The sequence below is a fragment of the Pseudonocardia sp. ICBG1142 genome, from assembly GCF_020496255.1.
Classification (GTDB): domain Bacteria; phylum Actinomycetota; class Actinomycetes; order Mycobacteriales; family Pseudonocardiaceae; genus Pseudonocardia.
This window is the reverse complement of the sequence record NZ_JAHLJC010000016.1, coordinates 1-20,078: the sequence shown is the minus strand read 5'-3', so window position 1 is coordinate 20,078 and position 20,078 is coordinate 1. Positions and strand designations below refer to the sequence as shown.

General features: G+C 68.3%; 18 protein-coding genes and 1 pseudogene. 15 read left to right on the top strand and 4 right to left on the bottom strand.

The window, feature by feature from the left end:
- Positions 1 to 152: 152 nt before the first annotated feature.
- From KPL59_RS12910 to KPL59_RS12870, 9 genes are all read left to right on the top strand, one after another.
- Positions 153 to 452 (top strand): hypothetical protein, encoded by a 300-nt coding sequence (locus KPL59_RS12910; protein WP_226360916.1) that lies wholly within the window; start codon positions 153 to 155, stop codon positions 450 to 452.
- Positions 449 to 1,759, top strand: a complete 1,311-nt coding sequence (locus tag KPL59_RS12905; protein ID WP_226360915.1) for a hypothetical protein — start codon at positions 449 to 451, stop codon at positions 1,757 to 1,759. The genes KPL59_RS12910 and KPL59_RS12905 overlap by 4 nt, the downstream gene beginning before the upstream one ends.
- Positions 1,756 to 4,065 (top strand): cell division protein FtsK, encoded by a 2,310-nt coding sequence (locus tag KPL59_RS12900; protein ID WP_226360914.1) that lies wholly within the window; start codon positions 1,756 to 1,758, stop codon positions 4,063 to 4,065. The genes KPL59_RS12905 and KPL59_RS12900 overlap by 4 nt, the downstream gene beginning before the upstream one ends.
- 311 nt (positions 4,066 to 4,376) lie before the next feature.
- Positions 4,377 to 4,646, top strand: coding sequence for a hypothetical protein (locus KPL59_RS12895; protein WP_226360913.1), 270 nt, complete (start codon positions 4,377 to 4,379; stop codon positions 4,644 to 4,646).
- Positions 4,643 to 5,035, top strand: a complete 393-nt coding sequence (locus tag KPL59_RS12890) for a hypothetical protein (protein ID WP_226360912.1) — start codon at positions 4,643 to 4,645, stop codon at positions 5,033 to 5,035. The genes KPL59_RS12895 and KPL59_RS12890 overlap by 4 nt, the downstream gene beginning before the upstream one ends.
- A gap of 116 nt (positions 5,036 to 5,151) precedes the next feature.
- Positions 5,152 to 6,243, top strand: coding sequence for a DUF3631 domain-containing protein (locus KPL59_RS12885; RefSeq protein WP_226360923.1), 1,092 nt, complete (start codon positions 5,152 to 5,154; stop codon positions 6,241 to 6,243).
- Positions 6,244 to 6,634: 391 nt separating this feature from the next.
- The gene (locus tag KPL59_RS12880) at positions 6,635 to 7,537 is read left to right on the top strand and encodes a replication initiation protein (RefSeq protein ID WP_226360922.1); all 903 of its coding nucleotides are present in this window, start codon (positions 6,635 to 6,637) and stop codon (positions 7,535 to 7,537) included.
- Positions 7,534 to 7,878 carry an HTH domain-containing protein gene (locus KPL59_RS37605; protein ID WP_374111624.1) on the top strand — a complete coding sequence of 115 codons (345 nt, stop codon included), beginning with the start codon at positions 7,534 to 7,536 and terminating at the stop codon, positions 7,876 to 7,878. The genes KPL59_RS12880 and KPL59_RS37605 overlap by 4 nt, the downstream gene beginning before the upstream one ends.
- A complete protein-coding gene (locus KPL59_RS12870; RefSeq protein ID WP_226360920.1) occupies positions 7,853 to 8,500 on the top strand; it encodes an SMI1/KNR4 family protein in 648 nt (215 codons plus the stop codon). The genes KPL59_RS37605 and KPL59_RS12870 overlap by 26 nt, the downstream gene beginning before the upstream one ends.
- 57 nt (positions 8,501 to 8,557) lie before the next feature.
- Here KPL59_RS12870 and KPL59_RS12865 read toward each other — a convergent pair whose 3' ends face one another.
- From KPL59_RS12865 to KPL59_RS12850, 4 genes are all read right to left on the bottom strand, one after another.
- Complete coding sequence (locus KPL59_RS12865) at positions 8,558 to 9,730, bottom strand: hypothetical protein (protein ID WP_226360919.1); 1,173 nt, start codon at positions 9,728 to 9,730, stop codon at positions 8,558 to 8,560.
- Positions 9,731 to 10,404: 674 nt separating this feature from the next.
- A complete protein-coding gene (locus KPL59_RS12860; RefSeq protein WP_226360918.1) occupies positions 10,405 to 11,238 on the bottom strand; it encodes an IS1634 family transposase in 834 nt (277 codons plus the stop codon).
- 185 nt (positions 11,239 to 11,423) lie between these two features.
- Positions 11,424 to 11,957 carry a hypothetical protein gene (locus KPL59_RS12855; protein ID WP_226360917.1) on the bottom strand — a complete coding sequence of 178 codons (534 nt, stop codon included), beginning with the start codon at positions 11,955 to 11,957 and terminating at the stop codon, positions 11,424 to 11,426.
- Positions 11,958 to 12,783: 826 nt separating this feature from the next.
- Positions 12,784 to 14,007, bottom strand: coding sequence for an ISAs1 family transposase (locus KPL59_RS12850; protein ID WP_226351754.1), 1,224 nt, complete (start codon positions 14,005 to 14,007; stop codon positions 12,784 to 12,786).
- 902 nt (positions 14,008 to 14,909) lie between these two features.
- Between KPL59_RS12850 and KPL59_RS12845 the strand changes: the two genes are divergently transcribed.
- The 6 genes and pseudogenes from KPL59_RS12845 to KPL59_RS12820 form a co-directional block, all read left to right on the top strand.
- Positions 14,910 to 15,209 (top strand): hypothetical protein, encoded by a 300-nt coding sequence (locus tag KPL59_RS12845; protein WP_226360916.1) that lies wholly within the window; start codon positions 14,910 to 14,912, stop codon positions 15,207 to 15,209.
- Entirely contained in the window at positions 15,206 to 16,516 is a 1,311-nt protein-coding gene (locus KPL59_RS12840; protein WP_226360915.1) for a hypothetical protein, read from the top strand. The genes KPL59_RS12845 and KPL59_RS12840 overlap by 4 nt, the downstream gene beginning before the upstream one ends.
- A complete protein-coding gene (locus KPL59_RS12835) occupies positions 16,513 to 18,822 on the top strand; it encodes a cell division protein FtsK (protein ID WP_226360914.1) in 2,310 nt (769 codons plus the stop codon). The genes KPL59_RS12840 and KPL59_RS12835 overlap by 4 nt, the downstream gene beginning before the upstream one ends.
- Positions 18,823 to 19,133: 311 nt before the next feature.
- On the top strand, positions 19,134 to 19,403 hold the full coding sequence (locus tag KPL59_RS12830) for a hypothetical protein (RefSeq protein WP_226360913.1): 270 nt from the start codon (positions 19,134 to 19,136) through the stop codon (positions 19,401 to 19,403).
- Positions 19,400 to 19,792 (top strand): hypothetical protein, encoded by a 393-nt coding sequence (locus tag KPL59_RS12825; RefSeq protein ID WP_226360912.1) that lies wholly within the window; start codon positions 19,400 to 19,402, stop codon positions 19,790 to 19,792. Before KPL59_RS12830 ends, KPL59_RS12825 begins: the two co-directional genes overlap by 4 nt.
- Positions 19,793 to 19,848: 56 nt before the next feature.
- Positions 19,849 to 20,078: pseudogene (locus KPL59_RS12820) on the top strand (hypothetical protein); the annotation flags it as partial.

Sequence of the window (20,078 nt, the reverse complement as noted above, 5' to 3'; positions counted from 1 at the left end):
ATCGACCGTCTCTACGGCGACCTCCTCACCGACCTCGACGGGCCCAGTGGGCCTCTAGATGGTGACGTCGAGACACGTCTGTTCGTGCTCCCGGCACGTCGCCATGCGGCTGTTTCCGCTGGTCACTCGGCTGTCACCGGTGGTGAAGCGGCATGAACGCGCTGCTTCGCTGTGTCGCTGGGGCGGTCCGGGAGCGGGCCGTCGAGATCGCCGTCATCGCCGCCCTGGGGGCCGCGACCGTGTTCGTGACCTGGTGGTTCGCCGGGCCGCTGGGCTTCGCCGCCGGGTGGTGGATCGCCGCCGAGCTGCGCCTGCGGCGCTCCCGCCGGACCGTCCCGGCCTCGACCGCCCGAGCCGAGATGGCCCTGACAGAGGTCGTCTCAGAGGCCGCCGAGTCGCCTTCTGAGCGGGTTTCGGCTGGTCAGCAGGACGAGGGGAGGGCCGGAGCATGACCACCACGTCTTCCTCTTCGACCTCGTGGGCTGCGAGCCGGGCGGCGGAACGCCGGGAGACCCGCGCTCTGGACGCCCGCCTCGCCCGGGAAGCCGCTGACGCTGCCGCGCAGCGGCGAATCGCCGAACAGGACGCCCGCCGCGACCGCGACCGAGCCGACCGCGAGAGCGCTGAGCGGCGCCGGGACGAGCAGCGACGATCCCGCGCATCTGTCCGGGCCGCCGCCCGGGCCAAGGCTCTGACCTGGGCATCCACCCATGCCGTCGAGTTGCTGATCTATCCGATCGCGCTGCTGTCCTTCGCCCTGGCCGCACCAGCGATGGCCGCCTACGGCACCACCATCTACGGCCCGCTCGGCGTCCTCCTGGCCGGGATCACCGAACTCGGCATGTGGGCCTTCGCCCTCGCCATCACCGCCTCCCGACACCAGCACCCGGACCGGCCGGTCGTCGGGTTGCAGGCCGGGGTGGTGCTGTTCTCCCTGGTCGCGGCCGGGATGAACCTGCTCCACGGCCTCCACCAGGGCTGGACAGCCGCCGTGGTGATGGCGGTCGTGTCCATCGCCGGTGTCGCCGCGCACCAGCTCACCTTGGCCGGGGCGCCCCGCTCCTGGACCGAACGCCGCACCGCGAGACTCGCGGCGTTGGTGGAGGCGAAGACCGACCGCGCTCGGCGCCTCGCCATCGGAGACGCGGCAGCGGTCATCGCCGCGGACGGGACTGCGGAGCTGGTCTACCGACCCGGCGTCTTCCAGGTCCACCGCCGCACCCTGGCCGCGACCACCGCCCCGGAACGACCTGTCACACCGGCCGCCCCGGCCATGCCGGTCGCGCCGTTCTCCCGCAGCGCCATCGCGGATGACTGGGACTGGGCACTGGCCGCCCTCGTCGAGGGCGCGGGATGCGTCGGCTCTCGGCTCACCGACGACCTCGACTACGAGGCCGACCCGGCCCTCGACTGCCTCGACTCTGGGGTCGACTCGCACCCCGACGATGATCATGGTGGCGGTGTCGCCGTCCTCGACCGCACACCGGAGGAGTCGGGTGGGGAGTCGAGGGCTGACCTGCGACAGTCGACCCCACCAAGATCATCGTCGACCCTGGGAGTCGACCCCGACCATGATCTTGAAACCGGGGCGGCCCCGCGCACTCTGGATGATCTTCGCGAGCTGCTCCGCGCAGCGGTCGACGACAGTCGGGTCGACCCCAGGTCGGCCGAGTCCATCCGCCGGACACTGCGCTGCTCGGCCGCCCGCGCCCGCCAACTCCGCGATCAGTTCCGTGACGCGACCGGAGGCTCGCGATGAGCCACCACGACGACCACAACAGCCGTGACGACCGAGGAAAGAACGAGGGCGCCAGCTCGACCCACCACGACAGAGACGCCGAGCTGGCGCCGGTCATCACCCTGCACCACCGCACCGACACCCACCACACCGCCCGCGACAACACCCCGGTGGTGATCGAAGGCGAGATCGTGACCTGCGGCCAGCAGGCGGGAAACGCGACCCCGGGAACGGACGTGGTGGTGTCGCGGCGCGATCTCTACCGCCACGACCTCGTGACGGCACGACGGCATGCCGTCACAGCGGCAACCCATCCCGTCACCGTCACCAGCGCGAAAGCCCTGGTCCGCAACACGTGGTTCGTGTTCTCCGGCGCCGGAGTCCTCGTGCAGCGCTGGCGGGACACCCACGGAACGTCCCGGTATGAGCGTCAGATGCGCGCCGCTGAGATCGCCGGTGACCAGGACCGGTTGCTGGAGTGGGAGGCCCGCGACGTCGCCGAAAAGCAGCGGCGTCATGGGCGGGTGATGGACTGGGTCAACGCCCCGCTGTCCTGGCTACGCGCCGCCGGAGTCGGAGCCCTGATCGCGGTCGGGATGCTGGTCGGGCTCGGTGTCGTCCTCGCCATCGCCGCCAAGGACATCTCCCTGGTCATCGCCCCGGTTGCTGGGGTGATCGACGCGGTGGCGTGGGTGGTCATGTTCGTGACCGTCTACGCCTCCCTCCTCGCCACCCTCGCCCTGGCCGGGGCCGTCGTAGGCCTGTGGGCGCTCGGGAAGGCCCGCACCGACGCCCCCACCTGGATCGCACCGACCGCCGACGTCGACGACGACGTCGACGGCCGGGATGTCATCCCCGACGAGCGGGCCATAGTCAACGCGCTGCGCCACCTGGGCATGAGCGCCCTCAACACCAAGTTCAAGCAAGGCTGGGCGCCCCGCTGGATTCAGCCGCCCGTCCATGACGGCAAGGGCTGGCACTGCCAGTTCCTGCTCCCTGAGGGCGTCACCGTCGAGATGCTCAACAAGCGCAAGGACGTCCTGGCCCACAACCTGCTCCGCCTCCCGGTCGAGGTCTGGCCCACCGAGCCGCGCGACCAGCCCGGTGTGCTGGACCTGTGGGTCGCCGACCAAGGCTCGCTGACGAAGCCGGTGGCGCCGTGGCCGCTGCTCACGAGCGGGACGACCGACTACTTCACCGGTGTCCCGGTCGCGGTCAATCCACGCTCTGACCTGGTCAACGCCCGACTGTTCGGGAGCAACTGGGGCATCGCCGGGATGGTGGGCTCCGGCAAGTCCACGCTGATCATCACCGCCCTGGCCGGGGCGATCCTGGACCCGTTGGTCGAGATCGACATCTACTGCATGGCCCACAACGCCGACTACGACCCCTTCGCGCCGGTCGCGCGGACCCTGTTCGTCTCGGACGATCCGGACGAGGTGCCGACCGTCCTCGACGGCCTCAAAGCTCTGATGTCGGAGCTGTCGCAACGCGGACGGAAACTGTCCGCGGCCGGGGAACCGAAGCTGACCCGGAAGCTCGCGGCCAGCGATCGGTCGATGCGCCCGCGTGTGGTCGTGCTCGATGAGTGCCAGGAGCTGTTCGTCTCCCCCTGCGGGGCCGAGGCGGCCGAGTTGGTGTCGAAGATGGTCGCCAAGGCCCGCAAGTACGGCGTCACGCTGCTGTTCGCGACACCGGTGCCGTCGGCGGAGTCCCTGCCCAGGGCGGTGGCGAAGGTGCTGTCCAACCGGGCGTGCTTCGCGATCGGTGACCACCAGGGCAACGACGCGATCCTCGGCACCGGCAAACACACCGCAGGCATCACCGCGACCACCCTGCGACCGATGACCGTGGGCGCTGACGGGACCACCGACCTCGGGGACCTCGGCACCGCTATGACCACCGGGTTCGCCCCCCGGGACGGGTTGATGCGCTGCTTCTACATCCGACGCGGCGACGGCATCGACGAGCTGACACCGATCGTCGAGCGAGCGGTGAAACTGCGCCAAGAGGCAGGGATCGTCCCCGGCCCGGCACCGACGCACGTCGCCGAGGCCGAGCCGGTCGATCACCTCGCCGATATCGCCGAGGCTCTGCGCGGGCAGCCCCGCGTGCTGACCCGGCTCGTGCTTGCCCGCCTGGTCGAACACAACCGCACCGTCTACGAGCACTGGGGCTTCGCCGAACTCGCCGCCGCTCTGGCCGACCACGGCATCCCGCCGCGTAAGTCCCACGGCCAATCCGTCGTCCGCGCCGACGACCTCCACACCGCCCTCACCCACCGTGACCAAAACGAGCCCCACGGCACGGGGGAGAACAACTTCTAAACCGGGGGAGCGGCCGGGGAAGCGGGGAAGTTTCCCCGGCCGCTCCCCCACGCCGCTTCCCCCACACCACCAGCGCAAACAGTCACCGGGGAAGCGGGGGAGCACCCCCGGCCAGGCCCTCTGACACCCACCCACACGCAGGGACGGGAGGCACGTCGGCGCCTCCCTCCCTCCCTTTCGGCATGCCGAAAACAGGAGACCCCATGGACACCCACAGTCACCACCCTGAACCGCCGGAACCACCCGCCACTCGGGCGCTTCCGGTCCCGCTGCCGCCCCTGTCCGAAGCCGATCGAGCCGACGCCCTTGAAGTGATCGGGCACCTCGATCCGGCCGTCCTCGCCGCGGTCCTGGGAAGGGCGCAGCCGACCGCGCCGCTCCTGGTCGCCGCCCGGGTCGGGGTCGAGATCGCCGACCTACGCCACGCCCACGCGACCGCACTACGCGACTCCAGCCACGCCATCTCGATCGCCTACACCGCTGCCGGACTCGCCCACCAGCCGTCCTGGGTCGAGTTGATGCGGCGCCGGTATCCGCCCCACGGCGACCGGTCCCGGTGGACACGCGGGGACGCGGCATGACCACCACCGCAGGCCAGCAGTTGGTCGTGGGCAAGTCGACCCGGACCACAGCCCGCCCCCAGGGCGGGCGAGGACCGGAAGCGACGCGGCAGCAATCACCGGCCGCGCACCGGCTGTCGCGGCTGGCGGCCCAGGTGGCCGCCGGACGTGAACTCGCCGTCCTGGTCGACGGCCCCTGGCGCGGGCGCTGGTACTGGGCCGCCGACCTGACCGCCATGCAGACCGCCTCCGACCGCTACCCGGACTCGCATCCGGCCGCCGAACTCCGCACCTACGCCCCAACCGAGACCTGGACCGAACACCCGACCGAGCCCGAGGTGACCGGCCGCGTCTGGCGACACCACCCGCACCCATCCGCAACCGCATCGAACGCCAGGAGGACCGCATGAACACTCACGATGACCAAGTTCCCGCAGGTCAGACCGAAGGTTCCCGATCCGACACCGTGCCCCCGCCACTGCCCGAGCCACCGAACGGCACCCCCGGCAGCGACGTGGATGGGGCGGTGATCCTCGACGACCTCGAGACCGCCCTCCGGCGTTACGTGTCGCTCCCGTCGGACGCGGCCGTGGTCGGTGTCGTGCTCTGGATCGCCGCCACTCACGCCCAGCCCGCCTGGGCACACGCCCCGCGTCTGGTGGTGCGGGCGCCGGAGAAGCGCTGCGGCAAATCCCGCCTGCTCGACGTCGTCGAAGGCGCGTGTCACGACCCGTTCATCACCGTCAACGCCACCCCCGCAGCGGTCTACCGCTCCATCACCGCCGACCCACCCACCATGCTCGTCGACGAAGCCGACACGATCTTCGGGCCGAAAGCCGACGGGCACGAAGACCTCCGCGGACTCTTGAATGCCGGGCACCAGCGCAACCGCCCGGCGAAGCGCTACGACCTGGCCAAGAACCGCGTCGAGTCGATCTCCACGTTCGCCATGGCCGCCCTGGCCGGGATCGGACGCATGCCCGACACCATCGAAGACCGCGCTGTGGTCGTCCAGATGCGCCGCAGAGCACCTGGGGAGACCGTCGAGCCGTATCGACACCGGCGGGACCGCCCGCGCCTTCAGCGGCTCGCTGAGCGCCTGAACGGCTGGCTCCGTAACGACCTCACCACCCTCGAAACAGCCGAACCCGCGATGCCCGTCGAAGACCGCGCCGCCGACACCTGGGAACCACTCATCGCCATCGCCGACCACGCCGGAGGCCACTGGCCCGAACGCGCACGCCACGCCATCCTCGCCCTCCAAGCAGAAGACACCGGCGACGACCGCTCCGAACGCATCCGCCTCCTCGCCGACTGCCACACCGCCTTCGGCAACGAACACGCACTACCCACCATGCGGCTCCTCCAGCAACTCCGCGCCGACCCGGAGGCACCGTGGGCCGAGTACGGGCCACGCGGGGAAGGACTCACCGCCATGCGCCTCGGCAAGCTCCTGAGCGAGCACAGCATCCAGTCCACGCAGATGCGGCTCCCTGGATTGGGACGCGTCAGGTGCTACGAGCGGGCCGCGTTCGCCGACACCTGGCGGCGCTATACACCCGATCTGGTTACCGACAGTGCTGGCGCTGCCGCAGAAGCGATCGAGCCAGCGTCATAGCTGGTCAGCCCACGTTCAGGGTGCTTGCCAGCACGTTTGAGCGGGCGGCTCGTTGAGGGGGTGGCACGGCTTGAGCCGTGCCACCCCCTCAAGCCGTGCCAGGCGAAAATGGGCCCTGACCTGGTCAAACAGCAGGGGTGGCACGGCTGTCTCGGCTTGGCACGGCTTGGGGGCCGTTTCAGGACATCCCCCGAAATCTCACTGTCCGTGACCGGGACCCAGGACACGGACGGCCGGGGACCAAGAGCCCCTCAGACCCCGGTGGGGCACCGCCAGAGCGCGGAACTTCGTGCAGGTCAATCGCCCCCCGTCCCGGAAACATCTGACTTGGCAAATTTCCTACTTTGGAAAATGACGGCGTGTTGGCGAGGGCAACAGGTGCTCATCGGCGATGGTGCTTCTCGTGATCTCTGAGACCGGGCTGGGCGAGCGGTGGGACCAGCTCTGGCTGCCGCGGCGGCCGTTGGCCACCGATGACTTCTTCGGGGGGGTGTACCGGATGAGCCGGCCCGCTGCGCTGGGCAAGCGCTACGTCGAGTCGAACCCGAAGTTGATCTCCAACCTGCTGATCGTCGACATCGACCACGACGACGCGCTCTCACGGGCTCTCTGGGAGCGTCCAGAGTGGCTACCCAACCTCGTAGTCGAGAACCCCCTCAACGGGCGCGCACACGCCATCTGGGCGCTTCTAGAGGCCATCACACGCACCGAGTACGCCCGCCGGAAGGTCGTCGCGTTCGCCTCCGTGGTCATCGAGGGCCTCCGGCGGTCGGTCGACGGCGACCTCGGCTACTCCGGACTCCTGACCAAGAACCCCATCCACCCCTCCTGGAACGCACACTGGATCCACCAGACCCCCCACAGCCTCACCGGCCTCGCCGGACACCTCGACACCGCCGGGCACCTCCCCGGCCCGGCCTGGCGCAACTCCAAAGCCCGCCGCGCCGACCCCACCGGACTCGGCCGTAACGACGTCCTGTTCACCACCGCCCGTCACTGGGCCTACCGCGAAATCCGACACCACTTCGGCGACCCCCACGGACTCACCGACGCCATCATGCACAAAGCGACCCTCCTCAATACCGACTTCTCCATCCCTCTGCTCCAACCCGAAGTCAACGGCATCGCCAACTCCATCTCCCGCTGGATCATCACCAAATCCCGCATGTGGGCCGACGGGCCAATCGTCTACGACGCCACCTTCAATACCATCCAAGCCGCCCGGCGAGACAAAAGCACTCAAGTTCGAAAGAATAATCGTCTCGACCGACAGGCCCTGATTGAAACTGAATGAGGTGTGTAAACATGACTCCCACTCGCCCTTGGCGGGCTCGCCGTAAACACTCAGCTCGCACGCTCGCTGAACAGCTTAACGTCTCCGACAGGACCATTCGCAATACTGTTGCCGAAGAACGTGCCGATTACGAGGAGCGGAGTCGCCAGCGTCGAGCCCAGATCATCGCGCGCAGCGAATCTGGCAAGAGTCCCCGAGATATCGCGAACGAATTGCAGATATCACTAAGTCTGACCTACTCTCGAATCGCTGAACAACGGCGCGTCGCGGACTCTCTAGTCGAAAGACGGGAAGGTGAGGACGATGGACCCTTGGGTGAAACTTTACGAGTGGTGCGCTGAGAACGCCCCTGAAACCGGGGAGGCTTTCCTCTCTAAAGGATTGGCAATTGAGCTAGATACCGCGCAAGGGAGAACTGGCGGATACCCTTGGCCTGAAGATGTACTGGCGTTCTATGAGTGGTGCGACGGGGCGCTGCGCGCGCCTAGCGGATACATTCTCCCGGGGCTTCGCCCTCTCGGAATTTCCGAAGTCGTCTCTGTCTGGGAAGATGACATGCTCTCCAGCTATGCTCACTTAGCGGCAGGAGCCTCTCCGCCACCATCTGAAAAATCAGATGCGCGGGGGACTTTCTTCGCGCAGCTCGGAGCGAACGCCATAGCCGCAGAGTCGTTTGACGCGAACAAGCTCGCCGGGTCTGCAATTGGCGGCTTCATCCCCGCCCTTCTTCCCGTGGCAGAGGATCAGAACGGTAGCTACTTGATGATCGATCGCAGAGGGGGGAAAGAGTTCGGGGCCGCGGTGTTCTATGACAAGGTCGATGCAGACTTGAATGACGCTCCCCGCTGGAAGAGCTTCCTCGCCCTCAACCGAGCGACGCTCCAAGCGGTCACATCGGAGACGCCTGAGGAGCAGACTGATTTAACTCCCATTGCTCTCGGCGGGCGACTCACCTGGCAGTGATGCCGCGCAAGGCTGCTGGGGAGCTGCGCTGAGTGCAACTCCCCAGCGGTCAGTACCTTACGGCTGGATCCAGACGCGGTAAGCGTCCCGGTCGATGACGCGGTTCTTCGAGAAGAACGCGCTGAGTTGTGAACCGCCCCGCTTGTTCTGCGCATCATTGATCATGCACGAACTGTACCCAGTGGAATCACGCAGACCCTGAGGAAGCTTCGGTGCGATCCGGCAATATGGGAAGGTTCGTCCCGGGCCCTTCGGGGCTTGGTCGGCTCCTTGGTAGCTGGAGGCGAAGGGATACTCATCACAGCTGAGTCCTGTAGGGCGGGTGTAGGTACGCGGGCAGGCCCGGCCCCGGTTGTCCTTCGCGTCATCCTTATCCATGAGCCGGGTCAACGGCACCCCCGACGGGTACGCCCCCGGAAGACCCGAGGCCTGCGCGTCACCGATGTGCCGGGCCAGCTCCCCCACGTCCCCGGACCGGGAGTAGGCGATCACCGGGGTATGCGCCGCCACCACACACCCCGGACCACGGCCCTTGACCGCGTTGTCACAGCGCACCGGGTGCGGCACGAACGTCGAGGAGAACTCCGGCTTCTGCCACTTCGGGTTGGAGAAGGTCAGGTCCACCGTGTTCTTCCCCGCCCCGCTCTCCCCCGGGCCGACCTTCGTGCCCCGGTAATAGGTCTCCCCCGTGAACGGGAAGTTCGGGTTCAACGCCGGACTCGGCCCGAACGTGTTCGGCCCGTTACGCGTGCACCCCGACACCTCACCCGGCCGCGGCGACCCACACGTCCCCAACCCACTCACCGACGCCCCATAGCCCACACCCGACGCACCCGCCAACGACAACGTCGTCTGCACACCCCACACCGGATTCCCAGCATTCGTATACGACAACGTACGACGGTTCACGTTCAAGGTGCCCAGCACGACCTTCGTGCGCTGCTCGAAAATCGTGATGTCCACACGATCCCGTTTGCACTGCGTCGTCCGGTCCACCACCCAATCCGTGTACCCCTCACACGCCTTCGGATACGCCACCAGATCAAACGCCTGCGGATTCAGATCATACGGTTGAGGCCGGTTCTCCGACGGCGACGGGATAGTCACATCGACACACGGGATACCACCCTCACCCGTTGCCTTCGCAGAAATCTCATCAAAATGCTCGTGCAGATACTTGCACGAACCATCCCACGACTCCACGCCAGAACCCGTCCGGAAAGTCTCCACACTTGATCCACCCACCGTCGGCGGCGCCGCCGACGAATCCGGGCCAGGCGGCTCCGGCTCCACCGGACGCGGACTCTTCACAACCGACGCGGCCACCGGACCAGAAGACTCCGCAGCGGCCGCACCAGACGCAGCACCCATCGTGACAGCAATAACCATCACGCTAGCGGCAGCAACCCGCCACATTCTCGATGATTTCACCGCAGAAAGATACCCGGCCACAGCGCCGACATCCACACCGGACGACGCAGCCGGAACGAAACGAGCATAAAACGCGCAGCGCGACCGGTCGAACACTTTCCGCGATCACCACGAGCCGCCAAGCCGAGTCGAGCCGCTCCCATCGCCGCAACACCAGAACGTCCTCGACACCAGCGCTTCAGCAGCCCCTTCACACGGCTACGCAGGCCTCCTGGAGTTCCGCCACCGCTAGGTCCCCGCGACCCCGCACCAGCCCGCTGGGGCCGCAGCGAAGGGCCACCACCTCCGACGCCAACGCAGCGACCCGCCCGACGGGACCGACTTTTGCGACACCCACTTAACCCCGGATTCCGCAGTTCGTGGGCAGATGTGAGGGCTGAATTCGGGGGTTGACCTGCAGGACCGCTGGTGTGGGAGCGGGGTGGGCGTGTGTCCATGCCCGCCGCGGTGCCTGTTGGCGCTGTTTGGGCTGGTTAGGCGGGGTCGAGGGTGGTGATCCGGGGTGGTGGGGTGACCCCGCAGGCCCGAAGAATGCCGGCCTGGGTGGTGGTGAGCTCGGTGGTCTGCACGACGGTGCCGGCCGGGCCGGTGAGGGTGATCGTGTGCAGCCGGCCCAGCTCGCGGGAGATGGTGCGCCAGGTGCGGCCGGTGCGGCGTTCGGCGACCCGGATCAGCAGCAGCGCCAGCCAGCAGAGCAGGACGTGGGCGCGGATGCGGAGTTCGAGGCGGTGGAACACCGGCCGCAGCTCGATGGTGGATTTCAAGTCGCGGAACCCGCGCTCGGCCTCCAGCAGGTTCTTGTAGCCCAGGGCGACGTCCTCGGCCGAGAGGTCCGGGTCGGAGGTGGACAGCAGGTACTTCCCGTCCAGCTTCGCTTCGGCGGCGATCTTGGTCCGGTCCAGTTGCAGCCGCCCGGACGGTGTCTGGCGCAGCCACCGGCCCAGGGCCGGGTGTTCACGCAGCGCGCATTCGGCCTTGACGTGCGCGGCCTCCTCACGTTCGGCGGCCCGGGCGGCGTGCCGCCACGCGGCCTTGCTGGTTGTGGTGGCGGCGCGGCGGGTGCGGGCGGCCTCGCGGGCTCGGGTGCGGGCGGACGCGATGCGGTCGAGCTCGGCGGAGATCCTGGCGATCGCGGCTTCGCGGGCGGCCTGGTCGCGTTCGGCCTCGTCGGGGTTGTGGCAGATGATCCACCGGACGCCGGGGGTGGAGTCGATCCGGACTTCCTTGACGCGCAGGTTGTCCCGAACCTGCTGGTAGCGGCCCTGGCGGGACAGTGCCTGGGCGGCGTGCGGGCTGCCGTCGCGCATCCGTTCGCCGGCGATGTAGTGCCCGCCCGCGCGCTGAAGGTAGGCAGAATTACGCCCTCTCCTGTAAGGAGGAGGACCACTCCGATAAGGCCACAGAGCAGCGCGATGCCGCCTCCACCGATACATATCGCCGAGCGCTCGGGTGCCACAACTGTCCCCGCCAATCGCTATACGCTGAACAGTCCTCAAGAGAAGCACTGGGTGCGCACTGCGGTAATTCCGAGCAGCTCTGCCCCCAGAGCAGCTACCGGCCCACCGATAGCTTGAATCTTCTCCCAAGAAAAGCTCGCACCCCGGAAAGTCTGGACAGCCTCTTTGATGCCTCCAAGCTGCGCAACCAATTTCTTAATCTTCAAAATCTTCGCAGCGGGAACTAGAACACCACCTACCGCAACACCAATCGCCCCCACGCAACCAATAACACTGGCACGAGACTGACCCCCAGTGTTAGGATAGTTCGCCCTCAACCAGTCCTGCGTAGCAGAATCCCCTTGATAAAGAACCGAAGTAGGGACTGAGTTGACGCGCTCAAGAAACAGCGTTAAACCCTCAATCCTGTCTTGCTCTTGCCCCGAAGCGGTAGCCAAAGAATAAGAACTAGCTGCCGAAGCTGGAGGTGCAACCGAGGTCTCAGCCGCAGCGATCCCAGTCGCCGAACCCATCGAAACAGCCACAACCAACACCGTTCCGATAACACGTGCGCACTTCTTCGTACTCATGACCGCATGCGAACACGCCCCCCCCCCCGTTGGTCAAGAGCCATCACCAAAAGCAATCACGTGAACACACTCAGCCATTACGGACGAATACACCCAAAGCAGCCTAAACCGCCCAGCCAACCCTCAGTCCGTTGACCTTGACCTTTGCCTTTTTCAAAACATGGAACTACGTACTGACGATCAAGGCCGCTCCGCGACCGCCAACCGCTGGGTCGGGCTGGCGCCCGACACCTCAACCGGCCGTCAGCGAAGCAGGGTGGTTGAGGTGTCGGGCGCCAGCCCGACCCAGCGGCACTCACTCCACCATCCATACAACGGCAGGTCACAGCGATGCTCGGCCCGAGAACACCCCGGGGCAAGTCCAGAAGGCAACCCTAAAAACGATCTTGGGCTCTCTCGGGAGTAACAAAGCCCCTCTCGGGAACTACTAGACCCGTTCCAGGGCGACAACACCGAGGACGCGCGACCCCCAACGACAGCGCGGCAATCCCCGCATCCGCCGGGCCACGCATCGGACAAACGCTCCGCTCCGGCACAAACCCAAACACCGCGCGGGAAAATACTACATCCATCCTGCGGCGGCCTTTGAAACCACAGATCCAGCGGAGTGAACACCGAAATAATCGCCACCGCCTCTCCGGAACGGGTGGAGAGGCCCGTCCGTAACGATAAGAGCGGAAAACTTGCATGAAAGGGCAATAGAAAAGGCGAGGAAGTCCAGCCCTAAACGCCTGCGGAGCGCCGCTGCTTACGGTGCCTGAAAACGCAGTCACGCACCATCGAAAATCGCGACCGCCGACGCTCGCTCAGGGCCCCGGCAAAGTCGCTAGATGATCTTGTAGGTGGTCAGTGGTCGATGGGGGTCGCGGGCGTGGTGGCGGAGTGCTGCGGCGATGTTGCTGACGCCGTGCAGGCGTAGCGCGGTGATCGCGAGGTTCCGCAACGCCGACATGACCTGCGGGGCGTGACCGGTGTGGGCGGTGGCGCGGTCTTCGTCGAAGCAGACATCACGGACCCAGTGCAGGCGATTCTCGATCGACCAGTGCCCACGGATCCAGCGGGCGAGCAGTCCTGGATCGGCGTCGGTGCTGGTCAGGCTGGTGATCGCGTAGGCGGTCTCGGTTCTCCACTTCCCGCCAGGCCGCAGTGGGCGACGCCGGCGCACCAGCTTGATCGCCTGGGATGCGTGGGGGAAGAACTCTGCGCCCAGGTCGGGACAGGGGTGCAGGCTGACCACGCTGATCGTGCGGGTCTCGACGCGGCCGTGCCCACGCCCGCGTTGACGATCAGCGACGCCGATCTGGGTCCAGGGCAGCGCCCGTACCCGTGCCAGCAGCGTGGGCTGGTTCGCTTTGATCGTCATCAGGTAGTGCCCGCCGCGGCGGTGTAGGTAGTCGGCGTGGGCTCGCTGGGTGTGCAGAGCGTCCGCGGTGACCAGTACATCGTCGAGGTCGAGGGGGTCGAGCAGCGCGGTGAACGCGGTGATCTCGCTGCCCTTCTCTGCGACCTGAACCTGGCCGAGCACGCCACCGCTGGTCTGGTCGAGCACCGACACCAGATGCGGGAGCCAGACCCTGCCGTCGGCGGCACGGACGCGGGCGCCGCGCAGGGTCTTGCCGTCCAAGGCCAGCACGCGACGCTGTTCTCGCCGGGGTGTGCCCTCCGCCGCCGGCTGGGCGCTGAGCTGGGGCAACACCCAGGACTGCAACGCCGCCTCCAGCGCCGAGGCGTCGACCCGTTGCAGGACCCGGCGGATGGTCGACTCGTGCGGAGCGACCGCGCCCACCCCGAGCACGTCCAGCACGGCGCGGCCGACGTCATGGGCGTACTCGGCGATCGCGGTGAACGACCGGGCCCCCGCCAACACCGCGCACGCCCCCAGTAGCAACACCGCGAGGACACCGTGGCGGACACCGCGTGGTTTCCGCGGGTCCGGCACTCGCGACAGGGCCTCCACCAGCGACAACCCCGCCGCCTCACCGACCGGCGCGGCTCTCCCCGCGTCAGGACCGACCTCCAGGCCTTCCAGAGCAGCAACGATCGGAGACACTGACACTGCGGACACAGGCTTCCTGACGTGAGCAAGGATTCGACACCCTCATGATCACGCCAAGCCTGTGTCCGCACCCACCCCCACCCCCCACATCACCGCAGCTCAGGACCCACCCATCACGACTTTGCCGGGGCCCTGGACGCTCGCTGCCCTCGCCCCCGACTCGTCACGCAGAGTGAGATTTCGGGGGATGTCCCGAAACGGCCCCCAAGCCGTGCCAAGCCGAGACAGCCGTGCCACCCCTGCTGTTTGACCAGGTCAAGGCCCATTTTCGCCTGGCACGGCTTGAGGGGGTGGCACGGCTCAAGCCGTGCCACCCCCTCAACGAGCCGCCCGCTCAAACGTGCCGACAAGCGCCCTGCACGCGGTCTGACCAGCAGAAATGATGGCTTGAGGTGCCCTCAGGTGCGATCGTCACGGAACGTGACCGATCCTGGAGCGGAAAGGTGAGGCGCGCGCCGGTTCGAGATCGGCGCTTGACAGCCGAGGCGGGATCGTGTCTTGCTTGAGGAGCGAGTCTGCCAGCCCGGCGAGCTTGCGGTCACCGCCCAGGATGCCCATCCGGGGCGGCGACCTAACCGAACGACCTGTGAGGACAGGTGATCGGCTATGGGCCATGCTGCCCTTGGCGTCTGCACGCATCCACCGGTGGGTGGAACTTTTCTTCCAGACTCCCCCGACGGTGATCCTGATCCCGGCGCTGAGCTGGGCTTTTCGTGGTGTCCGGATGGTCTGACCGAGCGGGTCATCGACCGTCTCTACGGCGACCTCCTCACCGACCTCGACGGGCCCAGTGGGCCTCTAGATGGTGACGTCGAGACACGTCTGTTCGTGCTCCCGGCACGTCGCCATGCGGCTGTTTCCGCTGGTCACTCGGCTGTCACCGGTGGTGAAGCGGCATGAACGCGCTGCTTCGCTGTGTCGCTGGGGCGGTCCGGGAGCGGGCCGTCGAGATCGCCGTCATCGCCGCCCTGGGGGCCGCGACCGTGTTCGTGACCTGGTGGTTCGCCGGGCCGCTGGGCTTCGCCGCCGGGTGGTGGATCGCCGCCGAGCTGCGCCTGCGGCGCTCCCGCCGGACCGTCCCGGCCTCGACCGCCCGAGCCGAGATGGCCCTGACAGAGGTCGTCTCAGAGGCCGCCGAGTCGCCTTCTGAGCGGGTTTCGGCTGGTCAGCAGGACGAGGGGAGGGCCGGAGCATGACCACCACGTCTTCCTCTTCGACCTCGTGGGCTGCGAGCCGGGCGGCGGAACGCCGGGAGACCCGCGCTCTGGACGCCCGCCTCGCCCGGGAAGCCGCTGACGCTGCCGCGCAGCGGCGAATCGCCGAACAGGACGCCCGCCGCGACCGCGACCGAGCCGACCGCGAGAGCGCTGAGCGGCGCCGGGACGAGCAGCGACGATCCCGCGCATCTGTCCGGGCCGCCGCCCGGGCCAAGGCTCTGACCTGGGCATCCACCCATGCCGTCGAGTTGCTGATCTATCCGATCGCGCTGCTGTCCTTCGCCCTGGCCGCACCAGCGATGGCCGCCTACGGCACCACCATCTACGGCCCGCTCGGCGTCCTCCTGGCCGGGATCACCGAACTCGGCATGTGGGCCTTCGCCCTCGCCATCACCGCCTCCCGACACCAGCACCCGGACCGGCCGGTCGTCGGGTTGCAGGCCGGGGTGGTGCTGTTCTCCCTGGTCGCGGCCGGGATGAACCTGCTCCACGGCCTCCACCAGGGCTGGACAGCCGCCGTGGTGATGGCGGTCGTGTCCATCGCCGGTGTCGCCGCGCACCAGCTCACCTTGGCCGGGGCGCCCCGCTCCTGGACCGAACGCCGCACCGCGAGACTCGCGGCGTTGGTGGAGGCGAAGACCGACCGCGCTCGGCGCCTCGCCATCGGAGACGCGGCAGCGGTCATCGCCGCGGACGGGACTGCGGAGCTGGTCTACCGACCCGGCGTCTTCCAGGTCCACCGCCGCACCCTGGCCGCGACCACCGCCCCGGAACGACCTGTCACACCGGCCGCCCCGGCCATGCCGGTCGCGCCGTTCTCCCGCAGCGCCATCGCGGATGACTGGGACTGGGCACTGGCCGCCCTCGTCGAGGGCGCGGGATGCGTCGGCTCTCGGCTCACCGACGACCTCGACTACGAGGCCGACCCGGCCCTCGACTGCCTCGACTCTGGGGTCGACTCGCACCCCGACGATGATCATGGTGGCGGTGTCGCCGTCCTCGACCGCACACCGGAGGAGTCGGGTGGGGAGTCGAGGGCTGACCTGCGACAGTCGACCCCACCAAGATCATCGTCGACCCTGGGAGTCGACCCCGACCATGATCTTGAAACCGGGGCGGCCCCGCGCACTCTGGATGATCTTCGCGAGCTGCTCCGCGCAGCGGTCGACGACAGTCGGGTCGACCCCAGGTCGGCCGAGTCCATCCGCCGGACACTGCGCTGCTCGGCCGCCCGCGCCCGCCAACTCCGCGATCAGTTCCGTGACGCGACCGGAGGCTCGCGATGAGCCACCACGACGACCACAACAGCCGTGACGACCGAGGAAAGAACGAGGGCGCCAGCTCGACCCACCACGACAGAGACGCCGAGCTGGCGCCGGTCATCACCCTGCACCACCGCACCGACACCCACCACACCGCCCGCGACAACACCCCGGTGGTGATCGAAGGCGAGATCGTGACCTGCGGCCAGCAGGCGGGAAACGCGACCCCGGGAACGGACGTGGTGGTGTCGCGGCGCGATCTCTACCGCCACGACCTCGTGACGGCACGACGGCATGCCGTCACAGCGGCAACCCATCCCGTCACCGTCACCAGCGCGAAAGCCCTGGTCCGCAACACGTGGTTCGTGTTCTCCGGCGCCGGAGTCCTCGTGCAGCGCTGGCGGGACACCCACGGAACGTCCCGGTATGAGCGTCAGATGCGCGCCGCTGAGATCGCCGGTGACCAGGACCGGTTGCTGGAGTGGGAGGCCCGCGACGTCGCCGAAAAGCAGCGGCGTCATGGGCGGGTGATGGACTGGGTCAACGCCCCGCTGTCCTGGCTACGCGCCGCCGGAGTCGGAGCCCTGATCGCGGTCGGGATGCTGGTCGGGCTCGGTGTCGTCCTCGCCATCGCCGCCAAGGACATCTCCCTGGTCATCGCCCCGGTTGCTGGGGTGATCGACGCGGTGGCGTGGGTGGTCATGTTCGTGACCGTCTACGCCTCCCTCCTCGCCACCCTCGCCCTGGCCGGGGCCGTCGTAGGCCTGTGGGCGCTCGGGAAGGCCCGCACCGACGCCCCCACCTGGATCGCACCGACCGCCGACGTCGACGACGACGTCGACGGCCGGGATGTCATCCCCGACGAGCGGGCCATAGTCAACGCGCTGCGCCACCTGGGCATGAGCGCCCTCAACACCAAGTTCAAGCAAGGCTGGGCGCCCCGCTGGATTCAGCCGCCCGTCCATGACGGCAAGGGCTGGCACTGCCAGTTCCTGCTCCCTGAGGGCGTCACCGTCGAGATGCTCAACAAGCGCAAGGACGTCCTGGCCCACAACCTGCTCCGCCTCCCGGTCGAGGTCTGGCCCACCGAGCCGCGCGACCAGCCCGGTGTGCTGGACCTGTGGGTCGCCGACCAAGGCTCGCTGACGAAGCCGGTGGCGCCGTGGCCGCTGCTCACGAGCGGGACGACCGACTACTTCACCGGTGTCCCGGTCGCGGTCAATCCACGCTCTGACCTGGTCAACGCCCGACTGTTCGGGAGCAACTGGGGCATCGCCGGGATGGTGGGCTCCGGCAAGTCCACGCTGATCATCACCGCCCTGGCCGGGGCGATCCTGGACCCGTTGGTCGAGATCGACATCTACTGCATGGCCCACAACGCCGACTACGACCCCTTCGCGCCGGTCGCGCGGACCCTGTTCGTCTCGGACGATCCGGACGAGGTGCCGACCGTCCTCGACGGCCTCAAAGCTCTGATGTCGGAGCTGTCGCAACGCGGACGGAAACTGTCCGCGGCCGGGGAACCGAAGCTGACCCGGAAGCTCGCGGCCAGCGATCGGTCGATGCGCCCGCGTGTGGTCGTGCTCGATGAGTGCCAGGAGCTGTTCGTCTCCCCCTGCGGGGCCGAGGCGGCCGAGTTGGTGTCGAAGATGGTCGCCAAGGCCCGCAAGTACGGCGTCACGCTGCTGTTCGCGACACCGGTGCCGTCGGCGGAGTCCCTGCCCAGGGCGGTGGCGAAGGTGCTGTCCAACCGGGCGTGCTTCGCGATCGGTGACCACCAGGGCAACGACGCGATCCTCGGCACCGGCAAACACACCGCAGGCATCACCGCGACCACCCTGCGACCGATGACCGTGGGCGCTGACGGGACCACCGACCTCGGGGACCTCGGCACCGCTATGACCACCGGGTTCGCCCCCCGGGACGGGTTGATGCGCTGCTTCTACATCCGACGCGGCGACGGCATCGACGAGCTGACACCGATCGTCGAGCGAGCGGTGAAACTGCGCCAAGAGGCAGGGATCGTCCCCGGCCCGGCACCGACGCACGTCGCCGAGGCCGAGCCGGTCGATCACCTCGCCGATATCGCCGAGGCTCTGCGCGGGCAGCCCCGCGTGCTGACCCGGCTCGTGCTTGCCCGCCTGGTCGAACACAACCGCACCGTCTACGAGCACTGGGGCTTCGCCGAACTCGCCGCCGCTCTGGCCGACCACGGCATCCCGCCGCGTAAGTCCCACGGCCAATCCGTCGTCCGCGCCGACGACCTCCACACCGCCCTCACCCACCGTGACCAAAACGAGCCCCACGGCACGGGGGAGAACAACTTCTAAACCGGGGGAGCGGCCGGGGAAGCGGGGAAGTTTCCCCGGCCGCTCCCCCACGCCGCTTCCCCCACACCACCAGCGCAAACAGTCACCGGGGAAGCGGGGGAGCACCCCCGGCCAGGCCCTCTGACACCCACCCACACGCAGGGACGGGAGGCACGTCGGCGCCTCCCTCCCTCCCTTTCGGCATGCCGAAAACAGGAGACCCCATGGACACCCACAGTCACCACCCTGAACCGCCGGAACCACCCGCCACTCGGGCGCTTCCGGTCCCGCTGCCGCCCCTGTCCGAAGCCGATCGAGCCGACGCCCTTGAAGTGATCGGGCACCTCGATCCGGCCGTCCTCGCCGCGGTCCTGGGAAGGGCGCAGCCGACCGCGCCGCTCCTGGTCGCCGCCCGGGTCGGGGTCGAGATCGCCGACCTACGCCACGCCCACGCGACCGCACTACGCGACTCCAGCCACGCCATCTCGATCGCCTACACCGCTGCCGGACTCGCCCACCAGCCGTCCTGGGTCGAGTTGATGCGGCGCCGGTATCCGCCCCACGGCGACCGGTCCCGGTGGACACGCGGGGACGCGGCATGACCACCACCGCAGGCCAGCAGTTGGTCGTGGGCAAGTCGACCCGGACCACAGCCCGCCCCCAGGGCGGGCGAGGACCGGAAGCGACGCGGCAGCAATCACCGGCCGCGCACCGGCTGTCGCGGCTGGCGGCCCAGGTGGCCGCCGGACGTGAACTCGCCGTCCTGGTCGACGGCCCCTGGCGCGGGCGCTGGTACTGGGCCGCCGACCTGACCGCCATGCAGACCGCCTCCGACCGCTACCCGGACTCGCATCCGGCCGCCGAACTCCGCACCTACGCCCCAACCGAGACCTGGACCGAACACCCGACCGAGCCCGAGGTGACCGGCCGCGTCTGGCGACACCACCCGCACCCATCCGCAACCGCATCGAACGCCAGGAGGACCGCATGAACACTCACGATGACCAAGTTCCCGCAGGTCAGACCGAAGGTTCCCGATCCGACACCGTGCCCCCGCCACTGCCCGAGCCACCGAACGGCACCCCCGGCAGCGACGTGGATGGGGCGGTGATCCTCGACGACCTCGAGACCGCCCTCCGGCGTTACGTGTCGCTCCCGTCGGACGCGGCCGTGGTCGGTGTCGTGCTCTGGATCGCCGCCACTCACGCCCAGCCCGCCTGGGCACACGCCCCGCGTCTGGTGGTGCGGGCGCCGGAGAAGCGCTGCGGCAACGATCC